Source organism: Pararhodobacter sp., from assembly GCF_034676545.1.
Classification (GTDB): Bacteria; Pseudomonadota; Alphaproteobacteria; order Rhodobacterales; family Rhodobacteraceae; genus Pararhodobacter.
The window spans coordinates 2,146,477-2,164,253 of record NZ_JAUCBZ010000015.1 but is presented as its reverse complement, the minus strand read 5'-3'; the positions used below and the strand labels follow the sequence as shown (position 1 = coordinate 2,164,253).

Below are 17,777 nucleotides of genomic sequence, written 5' to 3'. Positions count from 1 at the left end.
GATTTAGGGGGCTTCAATGGCCTATTTGGGAGTCGAGACGTCTCTGACCGGTCGCCGCTGGATAGGTCCTGAGCCGGAGTTCGAGCGCCAAGCCGAGGCCTTGGTGCAACTGACACGCCTGCCCGCGCCGCTCTGCGCCGTATTGGCCCGCAACAAGGTCGCCGCCGCGGATGTTGCCGATTTCCTCGCCCCATCCCTGCGTAATTTATTGCCGGATCCCATGACCTTGCGCGATATGGAGCCCGCCGCGGAACGATTGCTTCAGGCGCTCAGGACTCGCGAGAAAATCGCCATTTTTGCCGATTACGATGTCGATGGCGGGGCTTCGGCGGCGCTGCTGCTGACCTGGTTCCGCGCCATGGGCCATGACGCGACGCTCTATATCCCTGACCGCATCGACGAGGGCTATGGCCCCAACGAACCCGCCATGGAGGCTCTGGCCGCCGAGCACCGCCTGATCATCTGCGTGGACTGCGGCACCCTCTCGCATGGGCCGATTGCCGCCGCCAAGGGGGCTGATGTGGTCGTTGTCGACCACCATCTTGGCAGCGAAACCTTGCCGCCCGCACTGGCCGTCGTGAACCCCAACCGGCAAGATGAGACCGGCGATCTTGGGCATCTGTGTGCCGCCGGGGTGGTGTTTCTGGTGCTGGTCGACATGAACCGCCGCTTGCGTGCGCAGGGTATCCAGGGCCCTGATCTGATGGCCATGGTGGACCTTGTGGCGCTGGCGACCGTCGCCGACGTGGCCCCGCTGACCGGCGTCAATCGCGCGTTTGTGCGTCAGGGCCTGACGGTCATGGGCCGACGCCAGCGACCCGGCTTGGTGGCGCTGTCGGATGTGGCGCGAATCGACACGGCGCCAAAGTCCTATCATCTGGGCTATGTGCTGGGGCCACGCGTGAACGCCGGTGGGCGCATCGGGGCGGCAGACCTGGGTGCGCGGCTCCTGGCAACCAAAGACCCCGTTGAAGCGGGCCAAATCGCCGAACGATTGGACCAGTTGAACGACGAGCGCCGCGCCATAGAACAGGCCGTGCGCGACGAGGCAATGGCCCAGGTCGACCGACGCGGCACCGATGGCCCGCTGGTCTGGGCGGCCGCCGAAGGGTGGCACCCTGGCGTGATCGGCATCGTCGCCGCCCGCCTCAAAGAGGCCACGAACCGTCCCGCCGTGGTGATCGCGCTGGAGGGGGCCGAGGGCAAAGGGTCGGCGCGGTCGGTGAGCGGCGTCGATCTGGGCGCGGCAATTCAGCGACTGGCAAGCGAGGGGTTGCTGATCAAGGGCGGAGGGCATCGCATGGCGGCCGGCCTGACGATCGCCCGCGACAAGCTGGACGCCGCCATGGAGCGCCTGGCCGAGCTTCTGGCCCGTCAGGGGGCAGGCACCAGAGGGGCTGGTGACTTGCGGCTGGATGGCGTGCTGATGCCCGGCGCCGCCACGGTCGAGTTGATCGAATCACTCGACAGCGCCGGACCCTATGGTCAGGCCGCCCCTGCCCCGCGCTTTGCCTTTCCCGACATGGCGATCCTCGACGCGCGGCGAGTCGGCACCAACCACCTGAAAGTGCGGTTCGGCGACATTGGCGGGCCACAACTCGAAGCGATTGCCTTTGGCGCGTATGACACCGCGCTGGGGCCCGCGGTTGAGGGTGCAGGCCGCGGAAAGCTGCATTTGGCCGGGCGCATTGAAATCAACAGCTTCGGTGGACGCAGCCGCGTGCAACTGCGTCTGGAAGATGCCGCGCCTGTGTAATTCAAGACTATGAAGAACCCAGAAAAAAAAGATGTGACCGGAACGGAAAAACCCTCTTGCGCCCATCGCGGCGCTGGCCTAAATACCGCCCACGCCAAGCGTGGCCCGTTCGTCTATCGGTTAGGACGCCAGGTTTTCAACCTGGAAAGAGGGGTTCGACTCCCCTACGGGCTGCCACTTTTCTTGCGCAATTGCCGCCGTTTGAACCCCATTCTGGGGCGTTTTTCGCATGAAAATCCAGCCTTGCGCGGTGAACGTTGCCTTGACGAACAGGCGAAGTCTGCGATGCTGGCGCGCAAGAACAGTCACTCAAATCGAAGGCCGATCATGAAAACCACCTACAGCCTATTGGCCGTTTCTCTTTTGATGTTGAGTGCTTGTGCCGCGCCGCAACCCGGTACGGAACTTGAGCCAGGGTTCTTTGAGGAACTCCCCGAGGGATTGGCGGAGACCGCGATGCCCGGCCAGCCTTTGCATGCCGTGCGCATTCAACCCGACGGTTGCTACTGGTATCAACATGTTGGCCCGGTTGAGACGACGATGCTGCCGCTGCGCTCGCGGGCCGGTGGCATGATCTGCTCGCGCCCCGGAACCTGACCGCGGCCCGGACCCTGAACGCGATCTGACAGCCCGCACAATAAAAAAACCCCCGCAGGCCAAACCGGCTGCGGGGGTTTTGTGTGGGCCGCGTCAGCTTGAGGCCGTGATGGGTTCGCTGGCGGGGTAAAGATACGCCATAGAACCTATCTCCACGTCCTCAAACAGGTTGATGATATGTGGCATCACCATTCGCACACAGCCAGAGCTGGCGCGCTGACCGATGGTGCGCGGCTGCGGTGTGCCGTGAATACGCAGATAGGTATCGCGTGAGCCCACATACAGATAAAAGGCGCGCGCGCCCAACGGGTTCGTTGGACCCCCGGGCATACCGCCGGCGAACTCGGCGTATTCCGGGTCGCGTGCGATCATGTTCGCGGTCGGTGTCCACTGTGGCCAGCGCACCTTGCGCCCCACGGAAAATGTACCGGGTTCATAGAGCCCATCGCGTCCGATCGCGACGCCAAAGCGCATCGCCAAGCCATTTTCGCGGATGTGATACAGATAACGCGCGACGGCATCGACGTGGATATCGCCGGTGCGCAACCGGGTGTTCGATTCGACCAATTGCGGCAGGAAGCGCGGGTGCAACCCCCAGGGGTTGGAGGTGGCCAGGTCGAAACCGGCGGGTGTGACCTGGGCGTCCCAGTCATCCCAGTTCGACTGCTGCGCCTCTGCACGCTGCGGAAGGGCGATGGGCGCTGAGAACAAGGCAGCGCTCGAGATGATAAAGTGGCGTCTACTAAGCACGAAAGGTATCCTTGATTGGCAGCATTAGTCTTGGCCTTCATAGGCGAGATTGCATGGTGCTGGCAAACCCCTAGAGGCCCGGAACCGGTCACACCTGCGTTTAACGGTCCAGTATGGCACGATTCAGCGCAAAAATCCGCCGATTTAATGCCCGGCGGGCGTATCCATCGCGCGGCTGAGCAGGATAACCGGGATCACGCCAAGCGCCACGATCAGCAGTGCCGAGGTCGACGCCTCATCCAACCGACCATCCGAGGCCAGTCGATAGGTGCGAATCGCCAGTGTATCGAGGTTGAAGGGCCGCACGATCAAGGTCGCGGGCAGCTCTTTCATCACATCGGCAAAGATGAAGATTGCCGCCGACAGCAACCCGCCGCGCAGCAACGGGAAATGCACCGTCATCAAGGTCCGCGCCGGGCCTGAGCCAAGCCCACGCGCCGCATCATCGAGGCTGGGCGGGATGCGTTGCAAAGACGCCTCGATGGTGTTCAGGCTGATCGCCAGGAAGCGAACGGCATAGGCAAAAATCAGGCCAACATAGCTGCCGCTCAGCAACAATCCGGTCGAGATGCCGAAACTGGCGCGCATCCAGTCGTCCAATGTCTGATCCGCCCAGGACAAGGGCAACAGCACACCCACCGCAATCACCGCGCCGGGCATGGCGTAACCGATCCCGGCAATGCCCAATGTGGCTCTGACCACCCGGCCGCCATCAAGCCTGCGCGCATAGCCCAGAAACAGGCCCAAGGATAACAGGACAATGGCCGCCACCCCAGCCAGGAACAGACTGTTGAAGGCGAAGGCGTAAAACCGTGGTCCCCACATCGGATCGCCCACCAGAATCGCCAGGCGGCTCAATTCCAGCACCGGAAAGACAAAACCAAGGACAATCGGCACCGCACAGAGCATCATCACGATCGCCGCGCGCCAGCCGGTCAGCACATGGCGTGCCGCCGCCGCAGAGCGCCCCGCCGGGTCGCCGACATAGCGCCGCGTCCCACGCAAAAACCGCTCGAGCACCAGCGCCAAGGCCACGAAGCCGATCAACATCGCCGCGAGTTGCGCCGCCGCCACCGGTTCGCCGCGCGCAAACCATGTGCGAAAAATCCCGGTTGTCAGGGTTTGCACACCAAGATGCTGCACGGTGCCATAATCGGCCAAGGTTTCCATCGCGACAAAGGCCGCGCCCGCCACCATCCCGGGTCGCGCCATCGGCAAGGCCACGCGAAAGAACGCACCGCGCGGGCTGTGCCCCAACGCCCGCGCGGCCTCGATCAAATGCAGGGATTGCGTGGCAAAGGCGGCGCGGGTCAGCAGGTAGATGTAGGGATACAGAACCAGCGCCAGCAAGATCGCCGCGCCGGGCAGCGACGCGACCTGCGGAAACCAGTAATCGTTCCGCCCCCAACCAAACATCTCGCGCAGCCCCGTCTGGATCGGCCCGGCATAGGCGAGCCGGTCAAAATAGACATAGGCGATCACATAGCCCGGCATCGTCATGGGCAACATCAGCGCCCATTGCAGAAACCCGCGACCACGGAAATCGAACCCGGCGATCAGCCACCCTGCCCCGACGCCCATGGCCGTCGCCATGCCGACGGTAAAGACCACCAACAACAGACTGTTGCGCAGATAAAGCGGCAGAACCGTTTCGGTCAGGTGCTGCCACGCACCGCCCGAGGGCACGAACACCTGCGCCAGAACGGTGACAATCGGCAAGGCAATCAGCGCGCCAATCAGCATTGCGCCGATGCTCCACGCGCTCAGGAACCGGCGGCGTCCGGGTCGCGCGATGCGCTTGGGTGTTGGTGTGGCGGTTGTAACCATGCCGCTTTCCTGCATTCTTTCTTTGCATTAGTCCATCCATCCGCGCCTGTCCAGATATCCGATTCTTATTGTCAGAATTAGAGTGACGCGATATTCAGGGTCGCAACCGTGGTGTCGCCACGGGGGAATCATCACGCCAACCCAGACGCACGTCGCGAGATCGTGTCAGGCAGGCCCAAAGAAATGGAGACAACGCATGTTGCGTTTTGCAAACCTGATCGGGCTGTCCGTGCTCGCCGCCGCACCCGCATTGGCACAAGAAGTAAACCTGTATTCCGCGCGCCACTACGACTCGGATCTGCGTATCTATGAGAATTTCACGGCGGAAACCGGGATTCGCGTCAACGTGATCGAGGGCTCGGACCAGCAATTGCTGCAAAGGCTTCAGACCGAAGGCAACAACAGCCCGGCGGATCTGTTCATCACGGTCGATGGTGGCCGGTTGCATCAAGCCGTCGAAGCGGGCGTGTTCCAGCCCATCGACAGCGCAATTCTCGAGGCCCGCGTCCCGGATGCCTTCCAACACCCGGACAATCTGTGGTTTGGCTTGTCGTCGCGCGCACGGGTCATCTTCACCCGCTCGGATGAAGAGCGCCCTGACTGGCTGGACGATTACGAAGACCTTGCCGACCCCCGGTTGGAGGGTGAAATCTGCATCCGCTCCTCATCGAACATCTATAACGTGTCGATGATGGCTGAGATGATCGACGTGATGGGTGCCGAGGCCGCGCAGGACTGGGCGCAAGGCGTCGCCAACAATCTGGCACGCCCTCCGCAAGGCGGCGACCGCGATCAGTTGCGCGCCCTGGCCGCGGGGGAATGTTCGGTTGCAGTGTCGAACACCTATTATTGGGGGGCTTTGGCAGCGTCTGAAAATCCAGAGGATGCCGCGGTCGCCGCGGCGGTAACGTTCTTTTATCCCAATCAGGGGAACCGAGGCGCGCATGTGAATATCTCGGGCGCGGGCGTGACCGCACATGCACCGAACCGCGACAACGCCATCAAATTCCTGGAATATCTGGTGTCTGACGAGGCGCAGCAAATCTTTGCCGACAGCAACAACGAATTCCCGATCGTGCCAGGCGTGGAGATTCACGGCCCTGTGGCCCCGTTCACCGAGTTCCTCAGCTCGGGCGTCAACGTCTCGGTCTACGGCCTGAACGCCAGCCAGGCGACGGATATTTTTGATCGCGTCGGCTTCCCATAATCGCGCATACATGACGTCTTTCGGGGGGCTGCATCGCGCAGCCCCCTTGTTTTTTGTTGCGCTCGGGGCTGGGCTTGGTCAGGTTTGCGCCCATATCTACCCTGATCGCGTCACCGGCTCTCGCCCGCGTGATGCCTCTCTGACCCAAGGAAATCCGATGCCAAACGATACTGCTTATGTGCCGCCGAAAGTCTGGACCTGGAATCAGGAAAGCGGCGGACGTTTTGCCTCCATCAACCGCCCCATCGCCGGGCCGACGCATGACAAAGAGCTGCCCGTCGGCAAGCATCCGCTGCAATTGCATTCCTTGGGCACCCCGAATGGCGTGAAGGTCACGATCATGCTCGAGGAACTGCTGGCGCTGGGTCATACCGGGGCCGAGTATGACGCCTGGCTGATCGACATTGGCGAGGGTGATCAGTTTTCCAGCGGCTTCGTCGCCATCAACCCGAATTCGAAAATCCCGGCACTGGTGGATCGCAGCGGTCCCGAGCCGGTACGCGTGTTCGAATCGGCGTCGATTCTGGTTCATCTGGCCGAGAAATTCGGCGCCTTCCTGCCCGCCTCTGGCCCGGAACGGACCGAAGTGATGAACTGGCTGTTCTGGCAGATGGGCGCGGCCCCCTATCTGGGCGGCGGGTTCGGGCATTTCTATGCGTACGCGCCCGAGAAACTTGAGTACCCGATCAATCGGTTTGCCATGGAAGTGAAGCGGCAGATGGATGTGTTGGACCGCGAATTGGCGGGCAAGAAATACATCGCCGGCGACATGTATTCAATCGCCGATATCGCGATTTATCCGTGGTACGGGCGATTGGTGGAGGGGGGGGGCTTATGATTCGGCTGAGTTCCTGTCGGTTCATGAGTATAAAAATCTGGCCCGCTGGGCTGCAGAAATCGCGGCCCGGCCGTGAAACGGGGCAAGCGGGTGAATGTGTCTTGGGGTGACAATCCGGTCAAAGAGCGGCATTCGGCGGCGGATCTGGATTAAGCCGCCCTCGCCCCCTTGTGGACGCACCACAGTGGATGTCCCCCTGTGGGACAATTTCAAGATCTTGAAAAGGCGCAGAATTTTCTGCGCCTTTAACTATTTGTTCATCGGTTCCGGGACGGGATTGGTCTGTGCGACGGGGTGGTTGGGTTGGGTCAGAGGGGGGCCAGCCCCCCGCGCTGCGCGCGCCCCCCGGGATATTTTGGGAACAAAGAGCGGCAAGATTGTTCAAAGTATTGGAAGTTTTTTTTGGGGGGGGCGTGTGGTGTCGGGAATCAGAAAAGCCGGGGTTTCCCCCGGCTCTTCTCAGCTGGTCCGGCTTGGGCTCGGATCAGTTGTGCGAGGGCGCTATTAGCCCAAGTTGTTCCTCGTTGAACCATCGGGGTTTGATGCAATTACCCTGCGCCTGTCAACGCGCCTTATGTGATAGCCGTCGTGTTCGCCGCGCTGAACCTGATCGGCAAGCACGCCACGCGGCACAACACCTTGTCCTGGAACATTAAAGTGTGTGTTTAGCCCGCTCGGCTTTTCTCGTGCGACCGTGATGCTTTTCTTGACCATTCGAGAGTCCCATCGTTGTCCACGGCTTCTCACTTATTCCTGTGAACAAGCCATATTCAGTCGAGCACGCCCGTGCCTGCCGCCTCTGATCGTGTTTCTCCTCAGACATTGACCCGTCGTGGGCCGAGACAGACAGCGTGCACTGCAATGCGGGAAAGCGGGGATGCGGAAGGGTGTAGCTCTGCATCCCCACCCAAACGCTGCTCAGCTACACCCACTCGTGCCGCCGCAGGTGTTGCACTTCATGCAGGTGCCGTTGCGCACCAGCGTGTAGTTGCCGCACTCGCCGCAGGGGTCGCCCTCGTAGCCTTGCATCTTGGCCCTGGCGCGCGGGTTGACGGTGGCGACGGCCACGGCCTCGACCGAGGTTTGCGACCGGGTTGCCACGGCCAGCGCACCGTCACTGAAGGTCGTCGAGCCCAGCGCCTGGGTCGGCAAACCGCCCTGCAGCACCACCAATTCCTGCGGCAAGCGTTTGCGCAGATAGCCGGTCGAGGAGATCTGGCGGAGCACTTCCAACCCGCGCGAGGCGGCGTCGTCGCTGACCTTGCTGACGTTGGTCTGGCCTTCCTTGTGGCCCGCCCCCAGATCATCGAACGCATCGCCCGCCGGTTTGACATGCGCCAGATCGGTGCGGTCCAGATAGCTGACCGCCAGTTCGCGGAAGATGTAATCGAGGATCGAGGTCGCGTTCTTGATTGCCTCGTTGCCCTGCACCGCGCCCGCCGGTTCAAAGCGGGTGAAGGTGAAGGCATCGACGAATTCCTCCAGCGGCACGCCGTATTGCAGGCCGACCGAGACGGCGATGGCAAAGTTGTTCATCATCGCCCGAAAGCCAGCCCCCTCCTTGTGCATGTCGATGAAGATCTCGCCCAGCTTGCCGTCCTGATATTCGCCGGTGCGCAAGTAGACCTTGTGCCCGCCGATGATGGCTTTCTGGGTGTAGCCCTTACGCCGTTCGGGCAGCTTGGCCCGCTCGCGTGCGACCTCTTTGATGATGATTTTCTCGACGATCTTCTCGGCCAGGACCGCGGCTTTCTCGTGGTTCGAGCCGTTGGTCAGGATTTCCTCGGCCTCGTCGTCGTCCTCGATCAGCGCCGACGCCAAGGGCTGCGACAGTTTCGAGCCGTCGCGGTACAGGGCGTTGGCCTTGATGCCCAGCGAATGGCTGAGTTCATAGGCGGCCAGGGTTTCCTCGATCGAGGCCGAATTCGGCATGTTGATCGTCTTGGAAATCGCCCCCGAGATGAAGGACTGAGCCGCGGCCATCATATGGATATGGCTGTCAACACTCAGGAAACGCGTGCCTTTTTTGCCGCAGGGGTTGGCGCAGTCGAACACGCTGTAATGTGCGGGCTTCAGATGCGGCGCGCCCTCCAGCGTCATGGTGCCGACGACGTGATCGTTGGCGGCCTCGACCTGGGCTTTGGTGAACCCAAGGTGGCGCAGCAGATCGAACGACGGGTCGTTCAATCTGGCCTGCGGGATGCCCAGCGTCTCGCGGCAAAATTCCTCGCCCAACGTCCACTGGTTGAACACGAAGCGGATGTCAAAGGCCGTTGCCAGCGCGTTTTCGATCTTCTTGATCTCGGCCGCACCAAACCCGTGGCCGATCAGCGCGGTCTGGTTGATATGCGGCGCTTGACCCAGAGTACCGTGACCCACGGCATAGGCAATGATCTCGGCGGATTGCGCCGAGGAATAGCCCAGTTTGGCGAGGGCGGCGGGCACTGACTGGTTGATGATCTTGAAATAGCCGCCGCCGGCCAGTTTCTTGAACTTCACCAGCGCAAAGTCGGGCTCGATGCCGGTGGTGTCACAATCCATCACCAGACCGATGGTGCCGGTGGGCGCGATCACCGTGGATTGAGCGTTGCGATAGCCGTGCTGCTCACCAAGGGTCAGGGCCTCATCCCAGGCGCTGCGGGCCAAGGCGACCAGCGTGGCGTCGGGGCAATGGCTTGCGTCCAGGGCGACCGGGGTGACGTTGACGCCCTCATAATCGGTCAGGCCGTGGGCGGCGCGGCGGTGGTTGCGGATCACCCGCAGCATGGCGTCACGGTTCTTGGCAAAGCCGGGGAACGCGCCCAGCTCAGCGGCCATCTCGGCCGAGGTTGCATAAGAAACGCCGGTCATGATCGCGGTCAGGGCACCACACAGCGCACGGCCCTCGGGGCTGTCATAGCCCAAGCCCATGTTCATCAAGAGGCCGCCGATATTGGCATAACCGAGGCCCAGCGTGCGGTATTCATAGCTGCGCTGCGCGATTTCCTTGGAGGGGAACTGCGCCATCATCACGCTGATTTCCAGCGTGATGGTCCACAGGCGCGAGGCGTGGACATAGGATTCCGCGTCGAATTTGCCGTCGTGGAAGAAGGTCAGCAGGTTCATCGAGGCCAGATTGCAGGCGGTGTCATCGAGGAACATGTATTCCGAGCACGGATTCGAGCCGCGGATCGGGCCGTCTGCCGGGCAGGTGTGCCAGGCGTTGACCGTGTCGTGGAACTGGATGCCGGGATCGGCGCAGGCCCAAGCGGCGTGGCCGACCTGATCCCACAGCTCGCGGGCTTTGAGGGTCTTGGCGGGCTTGCCATCCTTGCGGTTGATCAGCGCCCAGTCGGCATCTTCCTTGACGGCGGTCAGGAAGGCGTCGGTGACGCGCACCGAGTTGTTCGAGTTCTGGCCGGACACGGTGGTATAGGCCTCGGAATCCCAGTCGGTGTCGTAGGTCGGGAATTCGATGCTGGTATAGCCCTGCTTGGCATATTGCAGGATGCGGTTGGTGTAAGTATCGGGGATCATGGCCTTTTTGGCCGCGCGAATGGCGGTTTTCAGGGCCGGGTTCTTGACCGGGTCCACGGCGTCCTCGGCGGTGCCGTCCCAGGTTTTGATCGCGGTGAAAATCAGGTTCAGGTGGGTTTCGTGGGCTTTGGAACCCGCGACCAGCGAGGCGACTTTTTGCTCTTCGATGACCTTCCAGTTGATGAATTGCTCGACATCGGGGTGATCCATGTCGCAGATCACCATCTTGGCGGCGCGGCGCGTGGTGCCGCCCGATTTGATCGCGCCCGCCGCGCGGTCACCGATTTTCAGGAAGCCCATCAGGCCCGAAGATTTGCCGCCGCCCGACAGGCTCTCGCCCTCGCCGCGCAGGCTGGAAAAGTTGGTGCCGGTGCCGGAACCGTATTTGAACAGGCGCGCCTCGCGGACCCAGAGGTCCATGATGCCACCGTCGTTCACCAGATCGTCACTCACCGACTGGATAAAGCAGGCATGGGGCTGCGGATGCTCGTAGGAGGATTTTGATTTCACCAACTTGTGGGTGAACGGGTCGACATAGAAATGCCCCTGCGACGGGCCGTCGATGCCGTAGGCCCAATGCAGGCCGGTGTTGAACCATTGCGGGCTGTTCGGCGCGGCCATCTGGTCGGCCAGCATGAAGCGCATCTCGTCGAAATAGGCCTGGGCATCAGCCTCGGTGGTGAAATAGCCACCCTTCCAACCCCAATACGTCCAGGCGCCCGCCATGCGGTCGAACACCTGCCGCGCCGACGTCTCGCCGACGAATCGCTCTGCCTCGGGCAAGGACTGCATCGCGTCTGTGTCAGGGACCGAGCGCCACAGGAATTCGGGCACGCCCTTTTCTGCGACTTTCTTCACGATCGCCGGAACCCCCGCCTTGCGGAAATATTTCTGCGCAATCACATCCGAGGCCACCTGGCTCCAGCCCTGCGGAACTTCGACAGCCTCATTGCGGAACACGATCTTGCCGTCTGGATTCCGGATCTCGGAAACCGTCGTGGTAAAGGTCAGCGCCGCATAGGCGTCTTGGTTTTTCTTGGTGAATTTGCGCTCGATCTGCATGGTACCTGTCCCCGGTGTTTCACAATGTCCCGCCGACATGCGCCATTTTCGGATACAGCGTGTTCCCGCCCGACAGTGGACAACGCAAACCAACCCCGCCGCAACGAATATGCGGCAACGCATTGCCAATCCGCAGAATTGGCACACCTGATAAGGTCGATTTATTTTTCACTGCTCGGTGCGGGCCTTACTATATCTTGTGGCCCTTTTGTCGGCTTGCACAAACTGACGTATGTGACAGCCTCGGTCAACGAGAATTTTCACCCTTTTGTAAGGTTTTCGGGCTTGACCGATCCAGACGCGTCCGGGGGTGCCGCGACTCAAATGTTAACATCGGAAGTTTGCCAAGAAATCGGCATACTTGGCCCGGACTCAGTCGAATGAACAAAAAAAGGCCCGGCGAAATCAATCGCCGGGCCTGATCTCTCAGTGATGCACAAAGGCCTCAGTTCGCCATGGCCGCGTCGGTGACAACATGGGTGAAGGCGCCAACAGGCTCGGCGGTAATCACCGGGTCAGAACCGCCGCCCAACAGGGTTTGCACCGTGCGATTATAGGCGTCCTCGTCCAGAACGCCGGTGGAACCCGCGGTCAACAGCGCCACTTCGTTCATCATGAAGATCTGGTGCGCCTCGGTCTGCGCGCCGGTCTCGTCGTTGTCGAGAACCATCATCGCGGCCTCTTCGGGATGCTCGGCCGCCCATTCCCAGCCACGCATCGAGGCGCGCACGAATCGGGCCATACGATCCACAAAGGCCGGGTCTTCAAGATTGGCTTCGAGCACATAGAGCCCGTCTTCCAGCGTGGCGACGCCCTGGTCCTCGTATTTGAAGGTCACCAGTTGATCCGCCGTGATCCCGGCATCGAGCACCTGACCGTATTCATTATAGGTCATGGTGCTGATGCAATCGGCCTGACGTTGCAGCAGCGGATCGACGTTGAAGCCCTGACGCAGGACCTCGACACCGTTTTCACCGCCGTCAGTCGGAATGCCCAGATGGTTCATCCACGACAGGAACGGATATTCGTTGCCAAAGAACCAGACGCCCAGCGTGCGGCCACGGAAATCCTCGGGTGTGGTGATCCCGGTTTCCGCAAGGCAGGTCAGCATCATGCCCGAACGCACGAAGGGCTGGGCAATGTTGACCACTGGCGCGCCCTGTTCACGCGCGGCCAGCGCCGACGGCATCCAGTCCACCATGACATCCGCGCCGCCGCCCATCAGCACCTGCACGGGGGCGATATCGGGGCCACCGGGGCGAATGGTGACATTCAGGCCCTCTTCCTCGTAGAACCCGTTCTCAAGCGCCGCGTAATAGCCGCCGAATTGGGCCTGCGTCACCCACTTGAGCTGCAATGTGACATCATCCATGCCGCCGTGGCTATCGGCGCTGGCTGCACCCGCCGCCAAAGCCAGACCCGCAGTCATTCCGATCAAAGTGTATTTCGACATAGTCATTCCCTCCGTGTTGATCGGCCCTGATGGGCCGTTTTTATCTGCTGCGTTGCGACGGGTGCCAAAAGGTCACCCGTTTTTCGAGCAGAGCCCAGAAACCGTAGAACGCTGATCCCAGCAGCGCCGCCACGGCAATTTCAGCCCACACCATGTCAAGCTGCAAGCGCCCGACCTCAGTGGAAATACGAAACCCCATGCCCCGGGTTGGCGAGCCGAAAAACTCGGCCACGATCGCCCCGATCAGCGCCAGTGTGGCACAGATTTTGAGCCCGTTGAAAATAAAAGGCATGGCGGCAGGCAGACGCAGGCGCATCAGGGTTTGCCACCAGCCGGCGGAATAGGTGCGCATCAGGTCGCGCTGCATCGCCTCGGTCGAGGCCAGCCCCTGCACCGTGTTGACCAGCATCGGAAAGAACACCATCGCCACCACCACCGCCGCCTTGGAGGGCCAGTCAAAGCCGAACCACATGACGAAAATCGGCGCGGTGCCGATGATCGGCAGGGCCGCCAGAAAGTTCCCCACCGGCAGCAAGCCACGGCGCAGGAAGGTGTAGCGATCCACCACCAGCGCAAAGACAATCGCCGCGCCGCAGCCAATGGCAAAACCCGACAGGGTGCCGCGCACAAAGGTCTGCACCAGATCTGTCCACAAGATATCCGTGGACTGCGACAGCCGCAGACCAATTGCACTGGGCGCAGGCAGGATCACCCGCGGCACATCCAGCGCCTTGACCACCGTTTCCCACGCCCAGAGCACCGTGACCCCGAACACCAGCGGCGCGATCAGCGGTTTCACCCGCGCCCACCAGCCGCCCCTCGGGCGAAGCTCGGCGACAAAGGCCACCAGCGTCCAGCCCCCCAGCCAGACCGCCGCCATCGCCGCCCAAAACCCCGCCAATTCCGCGCCGGTCTGGTGCAGGGCCAAGCCCCACGCGGCAAAGAGCAACAGGTTCCAGATGCCCAGCAACAAAAGGATCCGCCAGATCGCCGGATGGCGTCTGCGATAGACAAAGGCCGCGACGACCGCCGCCGCCAGCAGCGCCAGAACCAGGCCCGACGGCTGCGCCGGCGCGCCGGTCGCGCCCAGCGCCACCGCAAGAAGAACCGCCACCGTCATGGCCAATCGTTGCCATGCCCCCGGTACTGTCAGGAACCGGCTCATGTTGCCATCCCCATGCGGCGCAGGGTCCGCCGTTCTATGATACCCACGATCCCCACCAGACCCGCCGCCAGAATCGCCGCCGCGAACAACGCCGCCCAGATCTGCACGGTCTGGCCATAGTAGCTGCCCGACAACAGCCGCACGCCCAACCCGCCCTGCTGCACCGGCAATTCACCGACAATCGTGCCGACCAGCGCCGCCGCGATCCCCACTTTGAGCGAGGCGAACAGAAACGGCATCGACATCGGCAAGCGCAGCTTCAGGAACACCGCAAACCCAGAGGCCGAATAGGTTTTCATCAGGTCCAACTGCATCGCATCGGGCGCGCGCAGGCCCTTGACCATGCCCACGACGACGGGGAAAAAGCTGAGATAGGCGGCAATGATCGCCTTGGGAACCAGGCCGGAAATTCCGATCGAGTTCAACACCACGATGATCATCGGTGCCAAGGCGATGATCGGAATCGTCTGGCTGGCGATCGCCCAGGGCATCACGCTGGCATCCATGGCCCGGTTATAGACGATGCCGATGGCCAGCAAAATCCCCGCGCCAGTGCCGATGACAAAGCCCAGCATCGTCGCGGTCAGCGTGACCCAGCCGTGATAGATCAGGCTGCGATTCGACAAGCTGCCAGACCGCCACCATCCGCGCCGCCCGGTGAATTCCTCGACCACCGTCGAGTTCCAAAGCTCCGCCACCACTTGATGCGGCGCGGGCAGGACGGGGCGATCTTGTGACATGGTGTTGGCGACCAATTGGCCAAAACCCAAGTCCGTGCCCGCGCGGCCCGCCTGATCGCGCTCCCATTGCGCATTCATCGGCACCACGGCGACATACCACGCCGCCAAAAGCGCGGCGACAACGGTGAGAACTGGCAGGGCACGGCTCATGGTTCACTGGCCTCGTCATACCCGGCCCGCAGCCCTTCGCGCACCCGGTGGGCGATGTCGATAAAGGCCTGGCTGTCGCGGATTCCCAGCGGGCGTTCCCTGGGCAGTGGGCTGTCGATAACGTCTGTGATGCGCCCCGGGCGCGGGCTCATCACGACAATCCTGGTGCTCAGATACACCGCCTCGGGGATCGAGTGGGTGACAAAGGCAATGGTTTTTTCGGTGCGCGCCCACAGGCTGAGGAGTTCCTCATTCAAACGGTCGCGCACGATTTCATCCAAGGCACCAAAGGGTTCGTCCATCAGCAGGATATCGGCATCAAACGCCAGCGCGCGCGCAATCGAGGCCCGCTGCTGCATGCCGCCCGACAGTTGCCAGGGGAATTTCTTTTCGAACCCACCGAGTTCGACCAGCTCAAGCACCCGTGCCGTGCGCTCCTTTTGCTCGGCTTTGGAAAACCCCATGATTTCAAGCGGCAGCCGGATATTTCCGCCGATCGTGCGCCACGGATACAGCCCCGCCGCCTGAAACACATAGCCATAGGCGCGGGCCATGCGGGCCTCGCTGGGGGTCATGCCGTTGACCGACAGGGTGCCCGAGGTCGGCTGCTCCAGATCGGCAATGGTGCGCAAGAACGTGGTCTTGCCGCAGCCCGAAGGGCCAATAAAGCTGACAAAGTCGCCCTTGTTGATGGTCAGCGTCACATCCTTGAGGGCATGAACCGGGCCATCGTTGGTTTGAAAGGTGAGGCCAAGATTCCTGGCCTCGATCACGGCCTGCAATGAGAGGTCGTTCATTACACCCCCGTCGCCGGAATGCCCGAGCGCTGCACGGGGCGCGGCGCGGTGAGTTCCTTCCACTGGCTCAGCGCCTTGTTGACGGTGGCGTTGGGCTCGCGTTTCACAAACCTGCCGTGGCCTTCCTCGGTGCGGATTTCCCCGTCATGCACGGCGACCTGCCCACGGGTCAGGGTGAAGCGCGGCAGGCCTATGACGTGGTGCCCCTCGAACACGTTGTAATCAATCGCGGATTGCTGCGCGCTGGCGGTGATGGTCTTTTCCTTTTCCGGATCCCAGACCACCAGATCCGCATCCGCGCCGACCAGAACCGCGCCTTTCTTTGGATAGCAGTTCAGGATCTTGGCGATATTGGTCGAGGTCACCGCGACAAATTCATTCGGCGTCAGGCGGCCGGTGGCGACGCCTTGCGTCCAGAGCATCGGCATCCGATCCTCCAACCCGCCGGTGCCATTCGGGATCTTCGAGAAATCGCCCAAGCCGGTGCGTTTCTGCGCGGTGGTAAAGGCGCAGTGATCCGTCGCAACCACGCTGAGCGACCCCGATTGCAGCCCCGCCCACAGGCTGTCCTGGTGCTTTTTGTTGCGGAACGGTGGTGACATGACGCGGCGCGCGGCGTGGTCCCAATCCGGGTTGAAATACTCGGATTCGTCCAACGTCAGGTGCTGGATCAGCGGCTCGCCCCAGACGCGCTTGCCCTGCATCCGCGCCCGGCGGATCGCCTCGTGACTGTCCTCGCAAGACGTATGCACCACATACAGCGGCACGCCGGCCATATCGGCGATCATGATCGCGCGGTTGGTGGCCTCGCCCTCGACCTGCGGCGGGCGAGAATAGGCGTGGGCCTCGGGGCCGGTGTTTCCCTCGGCCAACAGCTTGGCGGTCAGTTCCGCCACCACGTCGCCGTTCTCGGCATGGACCATGGCCGTCGCGCCCAGTTCGGCGAGGCGTTTGAACGAGGAATACATCTCGTCGTCGTTGACCATCAACGCGCCTTTATAGGCCATGAAATGCTTGAACGTGTTGATGCCCCGGTCGCGCACCACCAATTCCATCTCGTTGAACACCTGCTCGCCCCACCAGGTCACCGCCATGTGGAACGAATAGTCGCAATTGGCGCGGGTCGATTTGTTGTCCCACATCTGCAAGGCGTCATGCAGACCCTGCCCGGGGCTGGGCAGCGCGAAATCCACCACCATCGTCGTGCCGCCCGCCAGGGCCGCCCGCGTGCCACTCTCGAAATCATCGGTCGAATAGGTGCCCATGAACGGCATTTCCAGATGCGTGTGCGGATCAATCCCGCCGGGCATCACATAACAGCCCGTCGCATCGAGTTCGGTGCCCCCCTTCAGGTCCGGCCCGATCTCGGTGATCACGCCATTCTCGATGCGCACATCCGCCTTGTAGGTCAGGTCTGCGGTGACAATCGTGCCGTTCTTGATGATCGTGCTCATGGTCTTCCCCCTGTCATGTCTCTGTCTCTCTTCAAACCGATGAATGGCATTCGATCGCGCCGCCATGAACGCCGATATCCAGTGGCCCGAACACGCTCTCGACGCACAGCGCAAAATAGTCGGCGCGCGGCATGTAAATCACGCGGTAGGTCCCATCCGAGCGGGTAACCGAATAACACCGATGCGCAAACCCGCCCGAAAAATTCACCGTCACCGCGCGCGGCACAATCCGCGCCTTGGCAAACGCCGCCAAAGACCCCTGCGCCAAACGCGTATCCGTGCGGAATGCCGCCATCTCCGCATCCAACCGGGCCTCGATCCGCGCAATCTCCGAGTCTGGTCCCAACCCCGCCATATGCTCTCGTCTTTGTTCTCCAAATATCCTCCGGGTGGGTCCGGGCGGGTGGAAAACCCGCCCGGCGGGGGCGTGGGGGCTGGCCCCCACCGGCGCAAGGGGGCTCGATG

At 62.1% G+C, this 17,777-nt stretch carries 12 protein-coding genes, 1 tRNA gene and 1 pseudogene; 5 read left to right on the top strand and 9 right to left on the bottom strand.

Translation table 11 applies throughout. The features are described from left to right. The first annotated feature begins 16 nt into the window (after positions 1-16). The 3 genes from recJ to VDQ28_RS14180 all read left to right on the top strand — a co-directional run bounded on the left by recJ (position 17) and on the right by VDQ28_RS14180 (position 2,353). A complete protein-coding gene (gene recJ / locus VDQ28_RS14190; RefSeq protein WP_323036553.1) occupies positions 17-1,756 on the top strand; it encodes a single-stranded-DNA-specific exonuclease RecJ in 1,740 nt (579 codons plus the stop codon). Between the two features lie 102 nt (positions 1,757-1,858). Next, positions 1,859-1,933: transfer RNA gene (locus tag VDQ28_RS14185), tRNA-Glu, on the top strand. Between the two features lie 150 nt (positions 1,934-2,083). Continuing rightward, on the top strand, positions 2,084-2,353 hold the full coding sequence (locus VDQ28_RS14180) for a hypothetical protein (RefSeq protein ID WP_323036552.1): 270 nt from the start codon (positions 2,084-2,086) through the stop codon (positions 2,351-2,353). A gap of 93 nt (positions 2,354-2,446) precedes the next feature. On the opposite strand, the gene VDQ28_RS14175 is transcribed toward VDQ28_RS14180, so the two are convergent. After that, complete coding sequence (locus VDQ28_RS14175; protein WP_323036551.1) at positions 2,447-3,103, bottom strand: L,D-transpeptidase; 657 nt, start codon at positions 3,101-3,103, stop codon at positions 2,447-2,449. 144 nt (positions 3,104-3,247) lie between these two features. Next, complete coding sequence (locus VDQ28_RS14170; protein WP_323036550.1) at positions 3,248-4,930, bottom strand: iron ABC transporter permease; 1,683 nt, start codon at positions 4,928-4,930, stop codon at positions 3,248-3,250. Positions 4,931-5,126: 196 nt separating this feature from the next. On the opposite strand from VDQ28_RS14170, the gene VDQ28_RS14165 reads away from it, so the two are divergent. Next, positions 5,127-6,137 carry a Fe(3+) ABC transporter substrate-binding protein gene (locus tag VDQ28_RS14165; RefSeq protein ID WP_323036549.1) on the top strand — a complete coding sequence of 337 codons (1,011 nt, stop codon included), beginning with the start codon at positions 5,127-5,129 and terminating at the stop codon, positions 6,135-6,137. A gap of 157 nt (positions 6,138-6,294) precedes the next feature. After that, positions 6,295-7,128: pseudogene (gene yghU, locus VDQ28_RS14160) on the top strand (glutathione-dependent disulfide-bond oxidoreductase). A 765-nt stretch (positions 7,129-7,893) separates the two neighbouring features. Here yghU and VDQ28_RS14155 read toward each other — a convergent pair. The 7 genes from VDQ28_RS14155 to VDQ28_RS14125 form a co-directional block, all read right to left on the bottom strand. Beyond that, positions 7,894-11,553: a vitamin B12-dependent ribonucleotide reductase gene (locus VDQ28_RS14155; RefSeq protein WP_323036548.1), complete on the bottom strand. Its 3,660-nt coding sequence runs from the start codon at positions 11,551-11,553 to the stop codon at positions 7,894-7,896. Between the two features lie 445 nt (positions 11,554-11,998). After that, positions 11,999-13,006 (bottom strand): ABC transporter substrate-binding protein, encoded by a 1,008-nt coding sequence (locus VDQ28_RS14150; protein ID WP_323036547.1) that lies wholly within the window; start codon positions 13,004-13,006, stop codon positions 11,999-12,001. A gap of 40 nt (positions 13,007-13,046) precedes the next feature. Further along, complete coding sequence (locus VDQ28_RS14145) at positions 13,047-13,886, bottom strand: ABC transporter permease (RefSeq protein WP_323038131.1); 840 nt, start codon at positions 13,884-13,886, stop codon at positions 13,047-13,049. A gap of 281 nt (positions 13,887-14,167) precedes the next feature. Continuing rightward, a complete protein-coding gene (locus VDQ28_RS14140; protein WP_323036546.1) occupies positions 14,168-15,061 on the bottom strand; it encodes an ABC transporter permease in 894 nt (297 codons plus the stop codon). Beyond that, positions 15,058-15,858, bottom strand: a complete 801-nt coding sequence (locus VDQ28_RS14135; protein WP_323036545.1) for an ABC transporter ATP-binding protein — start codon at positions 15,856-15,858, stop codon at positions 15,058-15,060. The genes VDQ28_RS14140 and VDQ28_RS14135 overlap by 4 nt, the downstream gene beginning before the upstream one ends. Then, on the bottom strand, positions 15,858-17,312 hold the full coding sequence (hydA, locus tag VDQ28_RS14130) for a dihydropyrimidinase (protein ID WP_323036544.1): 1,455 nt from the start codon (positions 17,310-17,312) through the stop codon (positions 15,858-15,860). Before hydA ends, VDQ28_RS14135 begins: the two co-directional genes overlap by 1 nt. Before the next feature lie 31 nt (positions 17,313-17,343). Further along, on the bottom strand, positions 17,344-17,667 hold the full coding sequence (locus VDQ28_RS14125; RefSeq protein ID WP_323036543.1) for a hypothetical protein: 324 nt from the start codon (positions 17,665-17,667) through the stop codon (positions 17,344-17,346). Between the last annotated feature and the right edge of the window lie 110 nt (positions 17,668-17,777).

Excerpts from the sequence above, each read along its gene's own strand:
- VDQ28_RS14150 (WP_323036547.1), bottom strand. The coding sequence starts at position 13,006 with ATGTCGAAATACACTTTGATCGGAATGACTGCGGGTCTGGCTTTGGCG.
- VDQ28_RS14170 (WP_323036550.1), bottom strand. The coding sequence starts at position 4,930 with ATGGTTACAACCGCCACACCAACACCCAAGCGCATCGCGCGACCCGGA.
- recJ (WP_323036553.1), top strand. The coding sequence starts at position 17 with ATGGCCTATTTGGGAGTCGAGACGTCTCTGACCGGTCGCCGCTGGATA.
- VDQ28_RS14165 (WP_323036549.1), top strand. The coding sequence starts at position 5,127 with ATGTTGCGTTTTGCAAACCTGATCGGGCTGTCCGTGCTCGCCGCCGCA.
- VDQ28_RS14135 (WP_323036545.1), bottom strand. The coding sequence starts at position 15,858 with ATGAACGACCTCTCATTGCAGGCCGTGATCGAGGCCAGGAATCTTGGC.
- hydA (WP_323036544.1), bottom strand. The coding sequence starts at position 17,312 with ATGAGCACGATCATCAAGAACGGCACGATTGTCACCGCAGACCTGACC.
- VDQ28_RS14155 (WP_323036548.1), bottom strand. The coding sequence starts at position 11,553 with ATGCAGATCGAGCGCAAATTCACCAAGAAAAACCAAGACGCCTATGCG.
- VDQ28_RS14125 (WP_323036543.1), bottom strand. The coding sequence starts at position 17,667 with ATGGCGGGGTTGGGACCAGACTCGGAGATTGCGCGGATCGAGGCCCGG.
- VDQ28_RS14180 (WP_323036552.1), top strand. The coding sequence starts at position 2,084 with ATGAAAACCACCTACAGCCTATTGGCCGTTTCTCTTTTGATGTTGAGT.
- VDQ28_RS14145 (WP_323038131.1), bottom strand. The coding sequence starts at position 13,886 with ATGGCGGCGGTCTGGCTGGGGGGCTGGACGCTGGTGGCCTTTGTCGCC.
- VDQ28_RS14140 (WP_323036546.1), bottom strand. The coding sequence starts at position 15,061 with ATGAGCCGTGCCCTGCCAGTTCTCACCGTTGTCGCCGCGCTTTTGGCG.